This window comes from Roseateles sp. GW835-FHT13E02 (assembly GCF_058794035.1).
Map to the genome: position 1 here is coordinate 207,049 of NZ_JBXAGJ010000006.1, position 21,117 is coordinate 228,165.

The following is a 21,117-nucleotide window of genomic DNA, read 5'->3' on the forward strand; positions in this document are numbered from 1 at the left end:
CTTTGGGCCATCATGCCGGCATGAGCACGACCTTCCAGATCCGCCTGCTGCAGGCGGACGAAGCCAGCGAGAGCTTCCCCGCCCGAGCCGACCAGACGATTCTGCAAGCCGCCCTGCAGGCCGGCGCCTCCATGCTCAGCAGCTGCCGCAATGGCAGTTGCCGGGCCTGTGTGCGCCAACTGCTGGAGGGTGAGATTGCCTACCGCATCGAATGGCCCGGTCTGAGCCGGGAGGAAAAGGCCGAGGGCTGGGTGCTGCCCTGTGTGGCGGAGGCGCGCAGCGATCTGCTGCTGGCACCGGTACGGCGCGAGGGCGGCTGAAGCCCGGCGCTCAGCGCGGTGCGGCGGGATCGGCCGGCGCGGTCTCGGCCGGCGCCTCGGTCGCCGGCGCGGGCGACACCGCCGCCATTTCGGCCTCATCTAAAGCCTGCACCATGGCCTGACCCGGGTTGCGCTCCTTGGCGGTCACTTCCAGGTAATGCTGTTCGATGAAACCCTTCTCGACCAGATTGCGTTTGAGCGAGTCTTCCAGCTCCTCGATCCGGCCCTTGAGCTTTTCGATCTCTTTTTCCAGCTTGGCCTTGGTTTCCAGCACGGCCTCGTCGACCGGCTCGTCGTGCGCAGGCGGGTCGGCCGACAAGACTTCGAGGTCGTGGCGCAGCTTCTGGATGGTGCGCTCGGCCGTGGCCAACTGCTCGCGCTGGGCCTGGGCCTCGCGCTCCAGGGCCTTGATGGCGGCGGCATTGGGAGGCGCCTCCGAGCCGGCTGAAGACGCGGCCGCATCACCCGGTCCGCGCAAGGCCAGGTCTTCCAGCTCGCGCTGCAGGCGGGCGGCTGTGCGCTCGGCGCGCTCGGCGCGCAGCTCGAAGCCACTGGCGCGCTCCTGCGCCTGCTGGACTTGGCCGCGAAGCTGCTCCAGGCGTTGGCGGGTCGAGGCCAGCTCGGCGCTGTCGGCGCCGCCAGCGCTGCCACCCGCGCCGCCACCGGCGCGTCCGCGCAGGCTGCCGATCTGGCGCAGGCTTTCCTCCAGGCGCTCGCGCGTGCGCCCCAGCTCCACCTGCACCCGTTGGCGCTGGGCCAGCAGGCGATCGACCTCGTTGCGATGGCTGCGCTTGAGGCGCTCCATCTGCTCGGCATTCATTTCATGGGCATGGGCCGGCCAGGGCTCGCGTTCGGCCTCGCGCTGGGCGCGGTCGGCGGCGGTGTCCATGCCGTAGCTGTTGATCAGGGTGCGCACCATCTCGGGCAGTTCACTGAGCAAGTGCATATCGGGCGCCTGAGCGCCGCCGAAATTGCTGTTCGCCGCCCCACCCCGGCCCTCGGCCACACGCATCAGCTCATGCGCAGCGATCTTCATCTCGCGGCCGGCATCGCGGGTCTCGCGCAGGGCGTTGACGATGTGGATGTGGTTGCTTTCCTCGTAGCGCGTCATGCGCCAGTAGGTGGCGATCACCACGATGATCACCACCACATTGGCGAGAAAGAGGGAGACGGCGGCAACGCCTTCGACGGTCAGTTCCATGGCGGGCGCGGCTCTTCGTCCTGGCGGGCGCTGCTCACAGGCGGATAAAGGCCATGCGGCCCTCGCCATAGCCCGGCACCGAGAGGCGGTAGTCGCTGCGGCCGATGTCGCGCTCCATCAGGCTGCGCAGCTTGTCGAAGGGCTTGGCCACCAAATTCACCACCTTCAGCGTCACCGGCGGCGAGCCCGGTTCGCGCGTCAGAATGCCCGCGGCCGAGCGCAAGAAAAGATCGGCCTGGGCCATCATCTCCGGCGTGGGCACGCACGAACTCAGCGCCAGGCGCACCGGCGGCGGCTGAAGCTGTGCCCCGCCGCCACCCAGGATGCAGCAGGCATTGACATCGAGGATGCCGAGCGCATGCGGGGTCTTCTGCCCTTCGGCCACATACATGGCCAGGTTGTGGGGCAGCTTGAGGTCGTTCAGGCCCTGGCCCGGTGCCGGGATCAGGCGGAAGGGAATCTCGCGCATCTGGCTCTTGATCAAGCGGTTCAGCGCCTCGGCCGATTCCAGCGCCGGCGCCGGGCCCTTGGCCGCCTCGCGGCAGGAAGCCAGAGCCGCCTGCACCTCGCGCAAGAGGTCCTCGTCCTTGAAGGGCTTGTTGATCACAAAGATGGCGCCGTTGCTGCGCGCTTGCGAGAGGTGGCGTTCGCCGGTCTCGGTGGTGACGAAGCCGACCTTGATCTCGTGGCGGCCGATCTGGCGCAGGGTCTGCAGCATCTCCAAGCCGCTGACCTTGGGCATGTGCCAGTCGGAGATGACCAGATCGGGCTCGAAGCTGGTGACCAGGCGCAAGGCCTGCTCGCCATCCATGGCCAACTCGAACTGCAGCGGGCCCAGGGAGGCCGCCTGCAGCACGCGCTGGATGATGGCCTGGATGGCGCGGCTGTCGTCGACGATCAGGACACGCAGTGGGGCTAGATTGGCTGTTTGCATGATCTCTTCACTCGCGGCAAAAGCTGCCATCACGATGGATGTCAGTCAGCATCACGGCCAGCCGGCGGGGCTGGTCGCTGGATACCACAAAAAGGGCGCGGCGTTCGCCGCGGTGCGTGTATTCGGGCCACTGCTGGCGGTCCAGCGGTTGCGGCAGGCCGAGGTTGGCCAGGCTGGCGTCATCCAGGCATTCCATCAGGCTGGCGCTGAGGATGTTGCAGAGCTCGGCGCCGGCGTCCTGCAGGTCGGCCGGGCTCAGCTGCTCGGGCGGCAGGCCGAACATGGCCGCGGCCAGGGCCTGGCTCTCAGCCGCGCCCATGAGCAGCAGCACCAGCGCGCGCGGATGGCTGCTGAAGCCGGTGACGCAATCGGTGATGGGCAGCATGAAGCAGGCGTCATCGGCCTGCGGCGTGGGGGGCTCGGCGGCCGGCGCAAAGGCACAGCTCTGCCCGGTCAAACCTGACCAGGCGCGCGCCAAATTGCTCAGAACAACCCCTTCGTGCACTCAACCACCTCCAAGGCTTGGCGCTGAGTGTCCGCGCAAGCGGCCGGCGGCCAAAGCCCGAGCAAAGCGGCCAAGACCGGCTTTCTTCGGCGCCCGGGCCGCGGGCGCGGGGCACACACTCGCTCCACAGCGTCTGTGGACAAGTCCGTGCACAGCCTGCGCACGCCGCTCGCAAGTGCTTGATTTCACGGAATCTTTGCTGGATTGCCGCAAAAACAGGCAGAGCTACCGGCGCCCAGCCTGAGCGGGGCGGGATAATCCCCGGTTCGCCGCGCCCTACTCCCATGCACAGAACCATTTTCACCACGCCCGTCGTCAACAGCCTGTTGCGCGGCTTCTCCATCGCCTTTTTGAAGCTGCGCGGCTGGACCCTGGACGGCCAGCTACCGGCCGCCCACCCCAAATGCGTGCTGATCGCCGCCCCGCACACCAGCAACTGGGACCTGCCCTACACGCTGATGGTGGCCTTCGCCCTGCGGCTCAATGTCTACTGGATGGGCAAGCAGCAGATCTTCCGCTGGCCCTTCGGCCCGGTGATGCGCTGGCTGGGCGGCATCAGCGTGAACCGCGAGCAATCGAGCAATCTGGTGGCCGCATCGGCCGCGGCCCTGGTGGCCGCCGATGGCGCGGTGCAACTGATCGTGCCGCCCGAGGGCACGCGCAGCAAGACCCGCTACTGGAAGACCGGCTTCTACTGGATCGCCCACACCGCCCAGGTGCCCATCGTGATGGCCTATATGGACTACGAGCGCAAGCTCAGCGGCCTGGGCCCGATCTTCGTGCCCAGCGGTGACATCGAGGCCGATATGGTCAAGATCAAGGCCTTCTACGCCCAGTTCAAAGGCAAGAACGCCTCGCAGTTCGACCACCAATGAGCGAGCAGCACGACACCCCGTCGGCGCCCCCGGCCGCTCCCGCGAAGAAGAGCAAAGACCCGCTGCACGGCATCACCTTGGAAACCATCGTCACCGAGCTGGCCCACTACTTCGGCTGGCGTGAACTGGGCGAGCAAATCCCCATCCGCTGCTTCCAGCAAGACCCCAGCGTCAGCTCCAGCCTCAAGTTCCTGCGCAAAACCCCCTGGGCCCGCGCCAAGGTGGAGAGCCTCTACCTGTTCATGAAACGAGAGCAGGCGCGAAGCCGCTGAGCCAGGTCGGCTCGCTCCAGCCAAGAGTCACCGGAAAAGAAAAGGCGCCCGGTCGACACATCGACCGGGCGCCTTTTTGCTGGGGCTGCAGCGAATCGTCAGCGCATCAGCTGGCCTTCACACCGCCGCCCAAGGCCTTGTACAGCTGCACGCCGTTGAGCAAGGAGCCCAGGCGCACTTGCAGCAAGGCTTGCTCGGCAGCGAACGCAGCGCGCTGGGCGTCCAGCAGTTCCAGGCTGTTGGAGGCACCGTTGGCGTGGCGCAGTTCCACCAGCTTCAGGCGCTGCGATTCAGCGGCGGTCTGCGCGGCCTGGGCCTGCAGCTGCTCGCCAAAGGTGGCGCGGCCCGCGAGCGCATCGGCCACCTCACGGAAGGCGGTTTGCACCGCCTTTTCGTACTGCGCCACGGCCACGCCCTGGGCTGCCTTGACGGCTTGCAGATTGGCCTCGTTGCGACCCGAATCAAAGATCGGCATCAAAGCCTGGCCGACCAGGCTGAAGGCCGTGTTCTTGAACAGCTCGGACAGCTGCGAGCTGCTCGTGCCCAGATTGCTGGTCAGGGTGATGCTGGGGAAGAAGGCCGCGCGGGCCGCGCCGATATTGGCATTGGCGGCGCGCAGCTGCTGCTCGGCCTGCAGCACATCGGGGCGCTGCACCAACACTTCCGAGGGCAGGCCGGCCGGCACATCGGCCAGGCTTTGCACTTGCAGGCGCTGGCCCGCCGGCAGATCGGCCGGCAAGGGCTGACCGACCAGCAGCACCAGGGCGTTCTCGTCCTGGGCACGCTGGCGCTGCTGCTGGGCCACGGCCGCACGGGTGGCGGCTGCAGCCGACTCGGCCGCGCTCAGGTCCAACGAGGACGCCGCGCCCGCCTCGAACTTCAGACGGGTCAGGCGCAGCGTGTCTTCGCGCGAAGCCAGGGTGCGCTGGGCCAGCTGCAACAGCTCCTCGTCGGCCTGCAGCACCAGATAGGCCGAGGCCACGCCAGCCACCAGGCTGATCTGGGCGGCACGGCTGCCTTCGGCCGTGGCCAGGTAGCGCGCCGTGGCGGCATCGACCTGGTTCTTCACCCGGCCCAACAGATCGACCTCATAGGCCGTGACCTGCAGACCCGCCTGGAAGTTGTTGCTGCTGCCCACGCCATTGCTGTTGGGCTGGCGGCTGGCGCTGAAACCGGCGTTGACCGTGGGCAGGCGGCTGGCTTCGCTGACGCGGGCCAAGGCCCGGGCCTGCTCGACATTGAGCAGGGCCACGCGCAGATCGCGGTTGTTCTTGAGTGACAGATCGATCAGGGCGCGCAGGCGCTCGTCCTGGCCGTAAAAGCTCTGCCAGCCCAGCTCGGCCGCGGCCGTGCCGCTGGTGGCGGACGGGGCCGACCACTGCGCGGCCACCGGGACGGTCGGGCGCGCATGCTCAGGTGCCAGGCTGCCGCAGGCCGTCAGGCTCAGGGCTGCGAAGGCCAGCGCGCTCAGACGCAGCATCGGGGTCTTGCGAAAGATCTTGTTGTTTTCCATTCAAACCTCCTCGGCGGGCAAAGCACCGCTCGGCTGGGCACCCGCGGCCTCATGGGCGTAGATGCGGCGTTGGCGTTCGCTGCCCTTGAACACGCGGCGCACCACCAGGAAGAACACCGGCACAAAAATCACCGCCAGAACCGTGGCCGACACCATGCCCGAGAGCACGCCGGTGCCGATGGCACGTTGGCTGGCCGAACCGGCGCCGGTGGCGAAGAACAGCGGCGTCACGCCCAGGATGAAGGCCAGCGAGGTCATGATGATGGGACGGAAGCGCAGGTGGCAGGCCTCGAGGATGGACTCGATCAGCCCCTTGCCTTCGGCCTGCAAGTCCTTGGCGAACTCGATGATCAGGATGGCGTTCTTGGCGGACAGGCCGATGATGGTGATCAGGCCGACCTTGAAGTACACGTCATTGGGCATGCCCCGGAAGCTCGCTCCCATCAGCGCACCCAGCAGGCCCAGCGGCACGACCAGCAGCACCGACAGCGGGATGGACCAGCTCTCGTACAACGCGGCCAGGCACAGGAACACGGCCAGCAGCGAGAAGGCGAGCAGGATGGTGGCCTGCGAGCCCGAGAGCTTCTCTTCACGCGACAGACCGGTCCACTCGTAGCCAATGCCGGGCGGCAGCTGCTTGACCATCTGCTCCAGCTCGGCCATGGCCGCGCCGGTGGAGGCACCGGGGGCCGCATCGCCAGCCAGGCGCATGGCCGGATAGCCGTTGTAGCGCGTGGCCTGCATCTGGCCGGTGATCCAGTGGGTGGTGGCAAAGGCCGACAGCGGCACGCTCTGACCCTTGACGTTGGTGACATTCAAGCGCAGCAGGTCTTCCGGTTGCATGCGAGCCTGGGCTTCCGCTTGCACAACCACACGTTGCAGGCGGCCGTTGCTCGGGAAGTCATTGACATAGGCCGAACCCAGCTGGGTGCCGATGACGGCAGCCACGGCGTCGAAGTTCACGCCGAGCGCAGCCGCCTTGTCACGGTCGATGTCCAGCTGCAGCTGCGGCGCATCTTCCAGACCGTCCGGGCGCATGCCGGTGATCAGCTTGCTCTTGCTGGCCATGCCCATCAGCTGGTTGCGCGCGTTCAGCAAGGCCTCGTGGCCCAGGCCGCCGCGGTCCTGCAAGCGCAGGGCGAAGCCGGTGGCCGTGCCCAGTTCAGGAATCGGCGGCGGCGAGAGAGGGAAGATAAAGGCATCACGCACCGCCATCATCGCGCCGAAGGCACGACCGGCCAGGGCCGAAGCGCTGTGCTGCGGGCCAACGCGCTCTTCCCAGGGTTTGAGCGGCACGAACACCAGGGCGGCGTTCTGGCCTTGTCCGGAGAAGGAGAAGCCAATCACGCCCACGGTGTTCTGCACCTCGGGCTGCGCCAGCATGAAGTCTTCGACTTGCTTGACCGCCGCCTCAGTGCGGTTGGCCGTGGCACCCGGAGGCAGCTGCACATTGACGATCAGATAACCCTGATCTTCGTTGGGCAGGAAGGAGGTGGGCATGCGGGTGTACATCAGGCCGACGGCGGCGACGATGACGCCGTAGACCAGCAGCATGCGGCCGCTGCGCTTGAGCAGCTTGGCCACCCAGCCTTCATAGCCCTTGGCCGTGCGCGAGAAGCCGCGGTTGAACCAGCCGAAGAAACCGGTCTTGGCGTGGCCGTGGCCGGCTTCCACCGGCTTGAGCAAGGTGGCGCACAGGGCCGGGGTCAGGGTCAACGCCATCAGGGCCGACAGCAGCATGGAGGCCACCATGGCCAGCGAGAACTGGCGGTAGATATTGCCCACCGAACCCGCGAAGAAAGCCATGGGCACGAAGACCGAGACCAGGACCACGGTGATGCCGATGATGGCACCCGAGATCTGGCCCATGGCCTTGCGGGTGGCCTGCAGCGGCGGCAGCCCTTCCTCGTTCATGATGCGCTCGACGTTCTCCACCACCACGATGGCGTCGTCCACCAAGATGCCGATGGCCAGCACCATGCCGAACAGGGTCAGCACGTTGATGGAGAAACCCATCCACAACATGATGGCGAAGGTGCCCAGCAGGGCGATCGGCACCACGATGGTCGGAATCAGGGTGTAGCGCCAGTTCTGCAGGAACAGGAACATCACCAGGAAGACCAGGACCACGGCCTCGACCAGGGTCTCAACCACTTGCGTGATCGAGATCTTGACGAACTTGGACGAGTCGTAAGGCACCTCGTAGGCCACGCCCTCGGGGAAGTAGGCTTGCAGCTCGGCCATGCGCTCCTTGACCGCAGTGGCCGCGGCCAGGGCGTTACCGCCCGGGGCCAGCTGGATGCCGATGCCGGTGGCCGGCTTGCCGTTCAGGCGCGAGTAGGAGCCATAGTTCTGACCACCAAGCTCGACGCGAGCCACATCCTTGAGGCGCACGCTGGAGCCGTCGGTGTTGGCGCGCAAGACGATGTTCTTGAACTGCTCGGCGCTCTCCAGCTGCCCCTTGACCACCACGGTGGCCGACATGGTCTGCTCGGACAGATTGGGCAGTTCGCCGATGGAGCCGGCCGGCACCAGCGCGTTTTGCGCGCGGATGGCGGCATTGACCTCGGCCGGGCTCATGTTGAAGGACAGCAGCTTGGCCGGGTCCAGCCAGATGCGCATCGCACGCTCGGTGCCGAACAGCTGGGCCTGGCCGATGCCGGGCAGACGCTGCAGCTCGGGGATGATGTTGCGCGCGGCATAGTCACCCAGGGCCTTGGTGTCCAGCGTGCCCGTCTTGCTGGACAGCATGACGAAGAGCAGGAAGTTGTTGCCGGCCTTGTCGATGCGCACGCCCTGTTGCGTCACCGCAGCGGGCAGGCGCGGCGAGGCGCGGCTCAGGCGGTTCTGCACCTCCACCTGGGCCAGCTCCAGATTGGTGCCGGGCTCGAAAGTGACGGTGATGGCGCCGGTGCCGTTGGCCTGGCTGACCGATTCCAGATAGGCCAGCTTGGGCGCGCCATTGAGCTCCTGCTCGATGACGGAGATGACGCTTTCGTCCAGGGTCCGGGCGGATGCGCCAGGGTAAACCACATTGATGGACAGAGCGGGCGGCGCGACCGTGGGGTACTGCGCCACCGGCAGCTTGGTGATGGAGACCGCGCCGAAGACCAGGATGAACAGTGCGATCACCCAGGCAAAGACCGGCCGGTCAATGAAGAAACGTGCCATGTTGTGAACCTCTGATTAGCGGCTGGCGGCCGAGGCCGGAGCGGCGGGTGCGGCCGATGCCGCGGGCGCCGAGGCGGCCGCAGCCGCAGACCAAGGCACCGGCGTGACCGGCGCACCGGGCACAAACATCTTCTGGAAACCGTCGACGATGACCTGCTCGCCCGGCTTCAAGCCATCCAGCACCACCCATTGGTTGCCCTGGGCGCTGCCGACCTTGACCATTCGCGGTTCGGGCTTGTTGCCGGCACCGACCAGCAGGACCGAATCGCCCTGGTTGCTGCGCTTGACCGCCTGTTGCGGCAGCAGGATGCCGGCCGGCAGCTCGCCTTGCGACAGGCGAACGCGCACATACTGGCCGGGCAAGAGCTGACCCTCGGCATTGGGCACTTCGGCGCGCAGGCTGACCTGGCCCGATGCGGCATCGACGCTCAAGTCGGTGAACAGCAGGCGGCCGGGCTTGGCCAGCTCGCTGCCATCGTCCAGGACGACGCGAACCTGGGCGGCCTGGGCACCGGCAGCGCGCAGCTTGCCGCCGGCCAGGGCGCGGCGCAGCTGCTGCACTTCATTGGCGCTCTGCGTGAAGTTGACGTAGACGCTGCCGGTTTGCTGGATCAGGGCCAGCTGGGTGGCTTCCGCAGCGCTGACCAGGGCGCCTTCGGTCACCAGAGCACGGCCGATGCGGCCCGAGATCGGCGCCGTGACAGCGGCGTAGCCGAGGTTGAGCTTGGCGCTCTGCACGGCGGCCTTGCCAGCGGCCACATCGGCCTCGGCGGCCTTGGCGGCGGCCACGCTGCTCAGGTACTCCTGCTGGCTGATGGCGCGGGCCTCGACCAGGGGCTTGTTGCGCTCGGCCTGGGCGGCGGCCTGGGCCAGATTGGCTTGCGCCTTGGCCAGGCTGGCCTGGGCGCTGTCGAGCGCAGCCTGGTACGGCGCCGGATCGATCTGGAACAAGACCTGGCCGGCCTTGACCTCGGAGCCTTCGGTGAACAGGCGCTTGAGCACCACGCCGTTGACGCGGGCGCGCACCTGGGCCGTGCGTTGGGCTTCCACCCGGCCCGGCAGCTCGGTCTGCAGGCCCACGGCCTGCAGCTCGGTCTTGACCACGCCGACCGGCGCCGGGGGGGGGAGGCCGCCACCACCACCCCGGCCGGACGCTGACTTTTTCCCCCCCCCCCCCCCCCCCCCCCCCCCCCCCCCCCCCCCCCCCACCGCCCGGGCCGGCAGCGGCCTTGTCACCGCCGCCGCAGCCAGTCAACACCGCGGCCACGGCAATGGCCAATGGCAGCACATACAGCGCACGGGCACGCAGGGCCTCGCGAGCGGAATTGGGGGCTTCAGGAGATTGAAGTTGGGAGGGCAGCATCGGGCTTGTCCTTTGATGTGGCAGAGCGTGCATCGCAGTGGGGGCGATCGAGGAAGGGTGATGTGGCGTGTCGGGCATCTTGCTTCAGATCAAGCGCCGGCGACACATGTCAGGCACGCTCGGACCTTGGGGCTGTTGCAGAACGGTCGGCAGTATATACATACATTCGCGCATGTATGTTAAATCGCGTAAAATCCCTACACCATGGCCCGGAAAACCAAACAAGAAGCACAAGAAACACGCATGAGCTTGCTCGACGCGGCGGAACAGCTGTTCCAGCAGCGCGGCGTCTCGCGCTGTTCCTTGCAGGACATCGCCCTCAGCGCCGGGGTCACCCGCGGGGCGATCTATTGGCATTTCAAGGACAAGGCCGAGCTCTTCGACGCCATGATGGATCGCGCCACCATGCCCCTGGAAGAAGGCATGGATATGAATGTCGATGCCAAAGGCGTGCTCAGCCTGCGCGATCTGCGCTGGGGCCTGGTCAACGTCTTTTACTCGGCCATGCACAACGAGCGCACCCGGCGTGTGTTCGAGATCGCCATGCAAAAAGTCGAGTACACCGGCGAGATGCAGGCGCTCAAGGAGCGCAAGCTGCAATCGCACCGCAACTGGCGCGAGCAGAACCGCCTGTGTTTTGAGCACGCCATCGAGATCGGCCAGCTGCCACCGAGCCTGAACACCAGCCGTGCGGCCGTCGCCCTGGTGGCCCTGGTGGACGGCTTGCTGCATCAATGGATCATGGACCCCGAGTCCTTTGACCTCATGGATGTGGGGCAGACCGCCATCGAGGGCTTTCTCAACAGCCTGAGCCACAGCCCGGCCGCCTGCGCCGAACCCCTGCTGCCGCCGATGACCGAGGAAGAGATTGCCCGCCTCGGCCAGCAAGGCATTTGCCAGGGATTGAAGCGCGAAGATTGAGTTGCGCTGGCGTGCCGACCGGCTCTGCAAGGCCCAGGCGCCCTGCCCCCGGCCGCATTTCCACACGGAATACCCCGCAAATTTAACGGCTGCTCTCGGGTTTGCCCTCAGGCCTGGGACAATCGCGGGTTGCTCTTTCGGAAACTGCCGCCGTGTCCGCACACCCCACCATCACCCCGCCGAAACCCCAAAAAGCCCTGACGGCCTACCGCCCGTTCTGGGCCAAGCGATTTGGCGTCGCCCCCTTCCTGCCCATGAGCCGGGCCGAGATGGAGCAGCTGGGCTGGGATTCCTGCGACATCATCATCGTCACCGGTGATGCGTATGTGGACCACCCCAGCTTCGGCATGGCGGTGATCGGGCGCACGCTGGAGGCCCAGGGCTTCCGCGTCGGCATCATCGCCCAGCCCGACTGGCAGAGCGCCGATCCCTTCAAGGTGCTGGGCAAGCCGAACCTGTTCTTCGGCATTGCGGCCGGCAATATGGATTCGATGATCAACCGCTACACGGCCGATCGGAAAATCCGCAGCGACGATGCCTACACGCCCGGCGGCCTGGGCGGTGCACGGCCGGACCGCGCCACCCTGGTCTACACCCAGCGCTGCAAGGAAGCCTGGAATGATGTGCCCATTGTCATCGGCGGCATCGAGGCCTCGCTGCGCCGCATTGCCCATTACGACTACTGGCAGGACAAGGTCCGCCGCTCGGTGCTGGTGGACTCGAAGGCCGATCTGCTGGTCTACGGCAATGCCGAGCGCGCCATCGTCGAAATCGCCCACCGCCTGGCGGCGCGCCAGCCGGTCGAGAGCATCACCGATGTGCGCGGCACGGCCTTCATGCGCCGCACCGACGATCCGACTTCGTCCGAGTGGTTCGAGCTGGATTCGTCCAACGTGGACCAGCCCGGGCGCATCGACACCCTGATCAGCCCTTACCAGACCATTGAAGAAACGGCCGAGAGCAAGGCCGCCTCCTGCGTGACCGGCCAGGTGAAGGCGCCCGGTCTGGAAGACGGCGCCAAGCCCATCGCCATCGTGCGCAAGCCGCAGGCGACCGCACCCAGCGGCAAGATCCAGATGCCGCCGCGCGAGCGCACCGTGATCCGCTTGCCAGCTTATGAACAGGTCAAGAGCGACCCGGTGCTCTACGCCCATGCCAACCGCGTGCTCCATCTGGAAACCAACCCCGGCAATGCCCGCGCCCTGGTGCAGCGCCACGGCGACCGCGACGTCTGGATCAACCCGCCGCCGATCCCGCTGTCGACGCCGGAGATGGACCATGTCTTCGACCTGAACTACGCCCGCGCGCCCCACCCGCGCTATGCCGACGAAAACGGCAGCCATGACGGCGCGACCAAGATCCCGGCCTGGGAGATGATCCGCTTCAGCGTCAACATCATGCGCGGCTGCTTCGGCGGCTGCACCTTCTGCTCGATCACCGAGCACGAGGGCCGCATCATCCAGAGCCGCAGCGAAGACTCGGTGATCCGCGAGATCGAAGAGATGCGCGACAAGGTCAAGGGCTTCACCGGCGTGGTGTCCGACCTCGGCGGCCCGACCGCCAATATGTACCGCATCGGCTGCAAGAGCCCCGAGATCGAGGCCGCCTGCCGCAAACCCAGCTGCGTCTACCCGGGCATCTGCCAGAACCTCAACACCGACCATGGGCCGCTGATCCAGATGTACCGCCGCGCGCGGGCGCTGCGCGGCGTCAAGAAGATCCTGATCGGCTCGGGCCTGCGCTACGACCTGGCCATCAAGTCGCCCGAGTATGTGAAGGAGCTGGTCACCCACCATGTGGGCGGCTACCTCAAGATCGCACCCGAGCACACCGAGGGCGGCCCGCTGTCCAAGATGATGAAGCCCGGCATCGGCACCTACGACAAGTTCAAGCAGATGTTCGAGAAGGCCAGCGAAGAGGCCGGCAAGAAGCAGTACCTGATCCCCTACTTCATCGCCGCCCACCCCGGCACCTCGGACGAGGACATGATGAACCTCGCGGTCTGGCTGAAGAAGAACGGCTTCCGCGCCGACCAGGTGCAGACCTTCTACCCCAGCCCCATGGCCACGGCCACGGCCATGTACCACTCGGGCAAGAACCCGCTGAAGAAGATCACCCGCAGCGCCGAGACCAGCGAAACCGTGGACATTGTCCGCGGCGAGCGCCGCCGTCGCCTGCACAAGGCCTTCCTGCGCTACCACGATGCCAACAACTGGCCCATGCTGCGCGAGGCGCTCAAGACCCTGGGCCGTGAGGACCTGATCGGCAATGGCAAGCACCACCTGATCCCGACCTACCAGCCGGTGACCGACGGCAGCTACGAAAGTGCCCGCCGCAAGAACTCCACGCCCACCGGCGTGCGCACCTCGGTGGCCAAGCCCCTGGCCAAACAAGGTTTGAAGCACCCCGGCTCAAGCCCCCAGACCCCGCGCCAGGGTCAGGTCTTGACCCAGCACACCGGTCTGCCGCCGCGCGACAACGGCAGCCGCTCGGCCGGCAAGGCGGCACCCCAGCGCGTCAGCGGCAAGCTGGGCAGCCCGCAGCCCGCTCGTTCGCCGGCCCCGGGCACGCGCACGACGGCGGGCGGCAAAGCGCCGGTCACCGCCTCGCGCGGCGTCAAGCGGCCGCGCTGAGCGCGCGGCGCCGGGTGCTCAAAGCCCGGTGTCGGACGCCGCGCTGGCCGCGCTCGGGCGCCGGCCTTCAAGCCCTGCGCCTGCCCGGCTGAACTCCCGCCACAGCCGCGCGACCCGCAGACCCAGGCGCAACCAGCCGAGCACAGACTCGACCGGGCCGTTCGCGGCCTGTGCTGCGCTGCCCGCGTGCATGCGGCGTCGTGCCGCCCAACCAAGACCCAAGGCCGCCAGGGCGACGAGGCCTGAACTCCACCAGCCGCGGGCGCCCGCGTTGCCCAGCTCTGAGCTCCCGGCCATGAAGCTTCGCGCCATCTGAAGCGGCTGCATCAGCTCACGGACGCTGCCGCCCAGTTCGGCGCGCAGCTCGATATTGCGCAAGCGCAGGGCCAGTTGGCGCTGCTGCAGCTCTTGAAGTTCGCGTTGAAACAACATGGCGATCAACCTCCGAGGCTGGCGCGGTCGCGCGCCAGTTCCGCCAACGTGGCTGCGAACAAGCCGCTGGGCCGGCTCAGCTGGGCCCGCGCGCCGCGCCAGGCCCAGGCGGCCAGCAGGGCATAGGCCGACATCAAGCCCAAGGCCGCCCAGCCCCGCCAAGCCTCAGGGCAGAACATCAGCACCGCCAAGCTGGCCATGAACAGGGCGCCACCGGCCAGCAGCAAGGCCAGCAGCATCTGCACCAGCGCGCCGAAGAGGCGCAACTTCTCGGCCTCCAGCTCGGTGGACAGCAGCTCGAGGCGGGTCTGTAAGAGCTCCATCAACTGCGCCGGCAAGCGCGTCAGCGGGCCGGGGGCCGGAGGGGCTGGCGGCGGCAGGGCCCCGCCTGCCTGCGCTTCGGGCTCAGGCAGCGAACCGGGCATGGTCATCGTGGTCTCCCATATGTGATCGTCTTGTCGTGCTTTTGTGGCGATCAGAGGCGAGCAAATGCTCTATAACCCCAACCTGCATGTGTCGTGAGTGCCACCAAATAGGCACTTGCGCGCATGGCGACCGGGTACAGAATGAAATACCCTTACGCTATTGTCAATCCATAGGCTGGAGCACAGGCCCTCATGCGCGAGACAAACAGTCCGGCCATGCCCAACGAAGAGGGCGACGACGATCTGCTGGAGTTCCTGGACAGCCCCGAGCACACGGACGCGAACGACGCCCATCTGGTTCATCCCTGGCGCGTGCTGATCGTCGACGACGACGGTGATGTCCACAAGGCCACCGAGCTGGCCATGCAAGGCCTGCTGGTGGAAGGCCTGCCCCTGAGCTTTCTGCATGCCACCTCGGCGGCCGAAGCACGCCAGGTGCTGGCCTGCGAGCCCGATCTGGCGGTCGTGCTGCTGGATGTGGTGATGGAATCCGAAGACGCCGGCCTGCAGCTGGTGCGCTACATCCGCGAGGAACTCAAGCTCGGTGCCGTGCGCATCGTGCTGCGCACCGGCCAGCCCGGCTACGCTCCTGAAATCGAGACGGTTCAGGCCTACGACATCAACGACTACAAGACCAAGTCCGAGCTGACACGCACCCGGCTCTACACGGTGCTGACCGCCGCCATCCGCTCCTACCGCCAGATCTGCGCGCTGGAAGCCAACCGCCGCGGCCTGGAACTGATCGTCGATGCCAGCACCGAGCTGAGCCGCCTGCGCGGCCTGCACCGTTTTGCCGAGGGCGTGGTCACCCAGCTCTGCGCCATGCTGGGCATCCTGCCCGAGGGCCTGGTCTGCGCCCAGGTCGGCGTGGACAACGACGCCGAAGTCCGCGTGATTGCCGCGGCGGGTCAGTACAGCGGCATGATCAATTCACCGCTCTCGGCCGTGCAGATCAAGACCGTACGCGAGCGTCTGCAGCAATGCCTGGAGCAGCGCCAGAACATCTACGACGAAGGCACCTGCCTGTATTTCGGCATGAGCAACGGCCGGCCCATGGCGGCCTGGGTCGATGTGGGCCGCGACCTCAGCGACACCGACCAGCAGCTCCTGCGTGCCTTCTGCTCCAACATCTCGGTCGGCTTCGAAAATGTGGTGCTCTACGGCCAGCTGCTGGACCAGGCCTACAACGACCAGCTGCTGCACCTACCCAACCGCAACCGCTTTGTCGAGCTGCTGGACAAGAACCTCAAGGACCCGGCCGATGTCACCCTGGCCTTGATCGACATCGACGACTTCTCCGACATCAACGACGCCTTCGGCCACCACTTTGGCGACCAGGTGCTGCGTGCCGTGGTGCTGCGCCTGGGCGAAGCCCTGGGCCTGAACACGGCCATGGCCCGGGTCGGCGCCGACACCTTTGGCCTGCTGGGCCCGAGCGAGCATGTCAGCGCCGACAACATCCAGCGCGTCTTCCTGGAGCCATTTTCCGTCTCGGGCGAACGCCTGCAGCTCTCGGCCACCACCGGCCTGGTGCGGCTGACCGAGTCCGCCGCCGTGGGCTCGGAGTTGCTGCTCGACGCGCAGATCGCGCTCAAGCAGGCCAAGTCTCAGCACCGCGGCTCGTCCCAGTATTTCTCCTCGGCCATGGGCACCGATGCGCGCGAGCGCTTCAAGCTGCTCAAAGGCCTGCGCGCCGGCTTCGAGGAAAACCGCCTGTTCGTGGTCTACCAACCCCAGGTGCGCCTGTCCGACGCCAAAGCCATCGGCGCCGAAGCGCTGCTGCGCTGGCGCACCGAGGAAGGCAATTTCGTGCCGCCGGACCAGTTCATCCCGCTGGCCGAAAAATCAGGGCTGATTATCAGCATCGGTGAGTTCGTGCTGCGCACCTCCTGCCACCAGCTCAAGCGCATGCTGGATCTGGGACATGAGGACTTCCGCATGTGCGTCAACGTCTCACTGGCGCAGTTCCGCCACCCCGGTTTCATGGAGGTGCTGACCAGCGCACTGCGCGACACCGGTGTGAACGGGCGCAATCTGGAGCTGGAGATCACCGAATCCATGGCCATGGAGGACACGGAGCTGGTGATGCACATCCTGGCCGACATCAAGCACTGCGGTGTCAGCGTGGCCATCGATGACTTCGGCACCGGCTTCTCCTCGCTCAGCCATCTGCGCCAGCTCGATGTGGACCGGCTCAAGATCGACCGCGCCTTTGTGCGCGAAGCCCAGACTTCCAGCGCCGGTTCGACCATCGCGCAAATGGTCATCAACCTCGGCCGCGGCCTCAATCTGACCGTGATCGCCGAAGGCATCGAAACCGAAGAGCAGCGCCAGCAACTGCTGGAACTCGGCTGCCACGAAGGCCAGGGCTATTTGTTCGCCCGGCCCATGCAGGCCGATCAGCTGGAGCGCTGGATGGAGCAGCCCGCCGCCCTGGGCTGAGGCCTGCAGCGGCAGCCGGCACGGCCTCAACAAGAAAAAAGCCCCGCAGCACCAACGCTGCGGGGCTTTTTCTTGGCGCAGAAAGTTCAGCGGCGGGCGATCAACATGCCCAGCAAGAGGCCGACACCGGCGGCCACGCCGATGGACTGCCAGGGGTTCTCGTGCACGTAATGGTCGGTGGCGCGGCCCGCAGCCTTGGCCTTCTCCACCGCAGCGTCCTGCAAATCATGCAGATTGCGTTTGGCCCGGTCCAGGCTGTCCTGCACCTTGGCGCGCAACTCGCTCGCGCCCTCGCCGGCCGAACCGGCGGTGGCTCGCAGCAAGCTCTCGGCTTCGGCGACCACCGCATGCAGATCGCTCATCAAACGGTCTTTCTGGGACTGGTTCAAGCTGGACATGGTTGTACCTCCTGGTTGGGATTGATGCTCAACAAACGCGTACACGGGCTCACAAGCACGCCCGGCTCTCTGCGCAGCCCAGGCCAGGGCTGCGCGTCTTCAGTTGAACAAGGCTTCGGCCGGCACGTACTCGTAACCCAAATCTCGGGCCACTGCCTCATAAGTCAAGTGCCCCTGGGCCACATTCAAGCCGGCGCAGAGATGCGGGTTGTCGATCAAGGCCTGTTTCCAGCCCTTGTCGGCCAGTGCCACCGCATGACCGATGGTGGCATTGTTGAGGGCAAAGGTCGAGGTGCGGGCCACTGCACCGGGCATATTGGCCACGCAGTAGTGCACCACGCCGTCCACCACAAAGGTCGGATCGGCGTGGGTGGTGGCATGCGAGGTCTCGAAGCAGCCGCCCTGGTCGATGGCCACATCCACCACCACGGCGCCCTTCTTCATGCGCGAGACCATGCTGCGCGTCACCAGTTTCGGTGCGGCGGCGCCCGGGATCAGCACACCGCCGATCACCAGGTCCGCCGCCAGCACCGCCTCCTCCACGCTTTGTACATTGGAATACTGGGTGCAGATGCGGTTGCCGAAGACCAGGTCGAGCTGGCGCAGGCGATCGACGTTCTTGTCCAGCACCGTCACCCGGGCACCCAGGCCGACGGCCATCTGCAGTGCATGGCTGCCCACCACGCCGGCACCGATCACCACCACATGGGCCGGCGCCACGCCGGGCACGCCGCCCAGCAGCACGCCCATGCCACCCTTGCTCTTCTCCAGATGCGCCGCACCGGCCTGGATGGACATGCGCCCGGCCACCTCGCTCATGGGCGCCAGCAGGGGCAGGCCGCCGCCCGGGCCGGTCACGGTCTCGTAGGCGATGCAGATGGCGCCGCTCTTGACCAGGGCCGCGGTCTGCTCCGGGTCCGGGGCCAGGTGCAGATAGGTGTAGAGGATCTGCCCCTCGCGCAGCATGGCGCATTCCTGCGGCTGCGGCTCCTTGACCTTCACAATCATCTCGGCCTTGGCAAAGATGCTGGCCGCGTCGGCCGCGATCTGCGCGCCGGCGGCGATGTACTGCTCGTCACTCAGGCCGATGGCGGCACCGGCCTGGGTCTGCACCAGCACCTGGTGGCCGCGACTGGTCAACTCGCGCACGCTGGCCGGGGTCAGGCCAACGCGGTACTCATGGTTCTTGATTTCCTTGGGGCAGCCGATCAACATGGTTCTTGTCTCCGTGGCTCTGAGGCCTTGTTGGGGTGCACCTTTGTACGCCGCCTGCCTTGCGAAGTGAAGTGAAATTCATGACACTTCAGATCGATAAGCCCCGCTAATGCGGCAAGCCGACGGAGCCCTTCGTCGCCCATTCACCCCCTCCAGCCAGGAAACCTCCATGCCCCCCAGCAAGATCCTCGTCACCCAGGGCGGCGGCCCCACCGCGGTCATCAATCAATCCATGGTCGGCGTGGTGCTGGAGGCGCGCCGGCAGGCCGGGGTCAGCGCCGTCTACGGCGCCCGCCACGGCGTGCGCGGCATCTTGAACGAGGACTTTGTGGACCTGGCCCAGGAGACCAGCCACAACCTCGAGCTGGTCGCACAAACCCCCTCATCGGCCCTGGGCTCCACCCGCGACAAGCCCGACGCGGCCTACTGCCACAAGATCTTCCAGGTGCTGCAGGCCCACGGCATCACCCATTTCTTCAATATCGGCGGCAACGACTCCTCCGACAGCACCCGCATCATCAGCGAGGAAGCCGCGGCCGCGAACTACCCGCTGCGCTGCATCCACATCCCCAAGACCATCGACAACGATCTGGTGCTGAACGACCACACACCCGGCTTTGCCTCGGCCGCGCGCTTTGTCGCGCAGGCCTTTGCCGGCGCCAACCTCGACAACGCGGCCCTGCCCGGCGTCTATGTCGGCGTGGTCATGGGCCGACATGCGGGCTTTCTGACCGCGGCCTCGGCCCTGGGCAAGAAGTTCCCCGACGACGGCCCGCACCTGATTTACCTGCCCGAGCGGGTGTTCGAGCTGGAGCGCTTTCTGGCCGATGTGAAGACCATGTTCGAGCGCCACGGCCGCTGCGTGATCGCCGTGTCCGAAGGCATCCACGATGCCAGCGGGCAGCCGATTGCTGCGCAGCTGGCCAAGATTCTTGAGCGCGATGCCCATGGCAATGTGCAGCTCTCCGGCAACGGCGCCCTGGCCGATCTGCTCTGCGAGGAGATCAAAAGCCGCCTGGGCATCAAGCGCGTGCGCGGTGACACCTTCGGCTATCTGCAGCGCAGCTTCATCGGCTGCGTCTCTGATGTGGACCAGCGCGAGGCGCGCGAGGTGGGCGAGAAAGCCGTGCAGTTCGCCTTCCACGGTGCGGGTGGCCGCAGCTCCGGCTCGGTGGCGATCAAGCGCACCGGCACCTACTCGGTGGACTACGAACTGCTGCCCCTGGCCGATGTGGCCGGCAAGACCCGGGTGATGGAAGACGAGTTCATCAGCCCCTGCGGCACCCATGTCACCGATGCCTTCCGCCTTTATCTGCGGCCATTGCTGGGCTCGGGCATGCCGGACGCTTTCCGCCTGCGGCCCAACGCCGTGCCCAAGATCCTGAATCGCGGCTGAGCTCGCGCGCGCCAAACAAAGCCAGGGCCGGCCGCGGCAAGCCCTGGCTCGCACCGGAGCGGCCCGGCTTCGTTACAGTCAGCCTTCCACTCCCGCCTGGAACGCATTGCGCCGCTGACCCATGAAGCCCACACCTCTCCCGCTGAACAAAGTCTTGCCCGGCAGCAGCCGCCTGGTCCTGGGCTGCATGAGCCTGGGCGGGCCCTGGGACGCCCAGGACATCGGCGAGGCCGACATCGCCCAGGCCCACGCGGCGCTGGACGCGGCCAGGTCCATCGGCATCACCATCTTCGACCATGCCGACATCTACAAGCGCGGCCGGGCCGAGCGCTGCTTTGGCGCCCTGCTGCGCCGCCAGCCCTCGCTGCGTGATGGGCTCATCCTGCAGAGCAAGTGCGGCATCCGTTTTGCCGATGACGCGGGCCCGGGGCGTTACGACCTGTCAGCCGAGTACATCATTGCCTCGGTGCAGGGCAGCCTGGAACGCCTGGGCACGGACCATCTGGACCTGCTGCTGCTGCACCGGCCCGACCCCTTGATGGAGCCCGAGGAAATCGCCCAGGCCTTCCGCCAGCTCCAGGAGAGCGGCCAGGTGCGACATTTCGGGGTCTCGAACATGCAAGCCAGCCAGATGCGCTGGCTGCAGCAGGCTCTCGACCAACCCTTGGTGGCCAACCAGCTGGAGATGAGCCTGGGCAAGCTCGACTGGCTGGCCCAGGACAGCAGCTTCAACGACGGCCAGAGCGCCAGCGCCCTGCCCTGGGCTGGCACCTTGCAGCACTGCCAGGCCGAGGGGGTGCAGCTGCAGGCCTGGAGCCCCCTGGCCCAGGGCCGTTTCAGCGGTGCGGCAGCGCCGGACGATGCCCGCGGTCAGGCCACCTCTGCCCTGGTGCGCGAGTTGGCAGCTCGCTACCAGGCACCGCCTGAGAGCATCGTCCTGGCCTGGCTGCTGCGCCACCCGGCCGGCATCCAGCCGGTGATCGGCAGCAGCCAGCCCGAGCGCATTCTGGCCTGCGGCGCCGCGACTCAGTTGCAGCTGAGCCGCGAAGACTGGTACCGCCTCTACGTCAGCGCGCGGGGTCAGGCCTTGCCTTGAGGCGG

General features: G+C 66.8%; 18 protein-coding genes. 8 read left to right on the forward strand and 10 right to left on the reverse strand.

The window, feature by feature from the left end; translation table 11 throughout:
- Positions 1-20: 20 nt before the first annotated feature.
- A complete protein-coding gene (locus AC1Q6P_RS08240) occupies positions 21-320 on the forward strand; it encodes a 2Fe-2S iron-sulfur cluster-binding protein (protein ID WP_102769897.1) in 300 nt (99 codons plus the stop codon).
- Positions 321-330: 10 nt separating this feature from the next.
- Here the strand turns inward: AC1Q6P_RS08240 and AC1Q6P_RS08245 are convergent, their stop codons facing one another.
- The 3 genes from AC1Q6P_RS08245 to AC1Q6P_RS08255 are packed head-to-tail and all read right to left on the reverse strand — an operon-like array spanning position 331 to position 2,960.
- Entirely contained in the window at positions 331-1,521 is a 1,191-nt protein-coding gene (locus AC1Q6P_RS08245) for a hypothetical protein (protein ID WP_492663118.1), read from the reverse strand.
- Between the two features lie 34 nt (positions 1,522-1,555).
- Positions 1,556-2,455 (reverse strand): response regulator, encoded by a 900-nt coding sequence (locus tag AC1Q6P_RS08250; protein WP_492663117.1) that lies wholly within the window; start codon positions 2,453-2,455, stop codon positions 1,556-1,558.
- A gap of 7 nt (positions 2,456-2,462) precedes the next feature.
- Positions 2,463-2,960, reverse strand: a complete 498-nt coding sequence (locus AC1Q6P_RS08255) for a hypothetical protein (protein WP_133155313.1) — start codon at positions 2,958-2,960, stop codon at positions 2,463-2,465.
- 284 nt (positions 2,961-3,244) lie between these two features.
- Here AC1Q6P_RS08255 and AC1Q6P_RS08260 point away from each other — a divergent pair, with 284 nt between their 5' ends.
- Positions 3,245-3,835 (forward strand): 1-acyl-sn-glycerol-3-phosphate acyltransferase, encoded by a 591-nt coding sequence (locus tag AC1Q6P_RS08260; RefSeq protein ID WP_102769893.1) that lies wholly within the window; start codon positions 3,245-3,247, stop codon positions 3,833-3,835.
- Positions 3,832-4,107, forward strand: coding sequence for a VF530 family protein (locus AC1Q6P_RS08265; protein WP_271008832.1), 276 nt, complete (start codon positions 3,832-3,834; stop codon positions 4,105-4,107). Before AC1Q6P_RS08260 ends, AC1Q6P_RS08265 begins: the two co-directional genes overlap by 4 nt.
- 106 nt (positions 4,108-4,213) lie before the next feature.
- On the opposite strand, the gene AC1Q6P_RS08270 is transcribed toward AC1Q6P_RS08265, so the two are convergent.
- The 3 genes from AC1Q6P_RS08270 to AC1Q6P_RS08280 are packed head-to-tail and all read right to left on the reverse strand — an operon-like array spanning position 4,214 to position 10,000.
- Entirely contained in the window at positions 4,214-5,620 is a 1,407-nt protein-coding gene (locus AC1Q6P_RS08270; RefSeq protein ID WP_492663116.1) for an efflux transporter outer membrane subunit, read from the reverse strand.
- Positions 5,621-8,791 carry an efflux RND transporter permease subunit gene (locus AC1Q6P_RS08275; protein WP_492663115.1) on the reverse strand — a complete coding sequence of 1,057 codons (3,171 nt, stop codon included), beginning with the start codon at positions 8,789-8,791 and terminating at the stop codon, positions 5,621-5,623. It abuts the gene before it with no gap.
- A 15-nt stretch (positions 8,792-8,806) separates the two neighbouring features.
- Complete coding sequence (locus AC1Q6P_RS08280; RefSeq protein WP_492703134.1) at positions 8,807-10,000, reverse strand: efflux RND transporter periplasmic adaptor subunit; 1,194 nt, start codon at positions 9,998-10,000, stop codon at positions 8,807-8,809.
- Positions 10,001-10,397: 397 nt separating this feature from the next.
- On the opposite strand from AC1Q6P_RS08280, the gene AC1Q6P_RS08285 reads away from it, so the two are divergent.
- Together AC1Q6P_RS08285 and AC1Q6P_RS08290 are read left to right on the forward strand one after the other, a co-directional pair.
- A complete protein-coding gene (locus AC1Q6P_RS08285) occupies positions 10,398-11,075 on the forward strand; it encodes a TetR family transcriptional regulator (RefSeq protein ID WP_492663113.1) in 678 nt (225 codons plus the stop codon).
- 254 nt (positions 11,076-11,329) lie between these two features.
- Positions 11,330-13,708: a YgiQ family radical SAM protein gene (locus AC1Q6P_RS08290; RefSeq protein WP_492663241.1), complete on the forward strand. Its 2,379-nt coding sequence runs from the start codon at positions 11,330-11,332 to the stop codon at positions 13,706-13,708.
- An 18-nt stretch (positions 13,709-13,726) separates the two neighbouring features.
- Here the strand turns inward: AC1Q6P_RS08290 and AC1Q6P_RS08295 are convergent, their stop codons facing one another.
- On the reverse strand, positions 13,727-14,140 hold the full coding sequence (locus AC1Q6P_RS08295) for a hypothetical protein (protein WP_492663112.1): 414 nt from the start codon (positions 14,138-14,140) through the stop codon (positions 13,727-13,729).
- A 5-nt stretch (positions 14,141-14,145) separates the two neighbouring features.
- Entirely contained in the window at positions 14,146-14,571 is a 426-nt protein-coding gene (locus tag AC1Q6P_RS08300; RefSeq protein ID WP_492663111.1) for a phage holin family protein, read from the reverse strand.
- Positions 14,572-14,757: 186 nt separating this feature from the next.
- Here AC1Q6P_RS08300 and AC1Q6P_RS08305 point away from each other — a divergent pair, with 186 nt between their 5' ends.
- Positions 14,758-17,007: a putative bifunctional diguanylate cyclase/phosphodiesterase gene (locus AC1Q6P_RS08305; protein ID WP_492663110.1), complete on the forward strand. Its 2,250-nt coding sequence runs from the start codon at positions 14,758-14,760 to the stop codon at positions 17,005-17,007.
- A gap of 86 nt (positions 17,008-17,093) precedes the next feature.
- Here AC1Q6P_RS08305 and AC1Q6P_RS08310 read toward each other — a convergent pair whose 3' ends face one another.
- Both AC1Q6P_RS08310 and ald read right to left on the reverse strand, forming a co-directional pair.
- Positions 17,094-17,396 (reverse strand): ElaB/YgaM/YqjD family protein, encoded by a 303-nt coding sequence (locus AC1Q6P_RS08310; protein WP_394341050.1) that lies wholly within the window; start codon positions 17,394-17,396, stop codon positions 17,094-17,096.
- A 108-nt stretch (positions 17,397-17,504) separates the two neighbouring features.
- Positions 17,505-18,620: an alanine dehydrogenase gene (gene ald, locus AC1Q6P_RS08315; RefSeq protein ID WP_492663109.1), complete on the reverse strand. Its 1,116-nt coding sequence runs from the start codon at positions 18,618-18,620 to the stop codon at positions 17,505-17,507.
- 169 nt (positions 18,621-18,789) lie between these two features.
- On the opposite strand from ald, the gene AC1Q6P_RS08320 reads away from it, so the two are divergent.
- Entirely contained in the window at positions 18,790-20,016 is a 1,227-nt protein-coding gene (locus tag AC1Q6P_RS08320) for a 6-phosphofructokinase (RefSeq protein WP_492663108.1), read from the forward strand.
- A 121-nt stretch (positions 20,017-20,137) separates the two neighbouring features.
- The gene (locus tag AC1Q6P_RS08325) at positions 20,138-21,112 is read left to right on the forward strand and encodes an aldo/keto reductase (RefSeq protein ID WP_492663107.1); all 975 of its coding nucleotides are present in this window, start codon (positions 20,138-20,140) and stop codon (positions 21,110-21,112) included.
- The last annotated feature ends 5 nt before the right edge of the window (positions 21,113-21,117 follow it).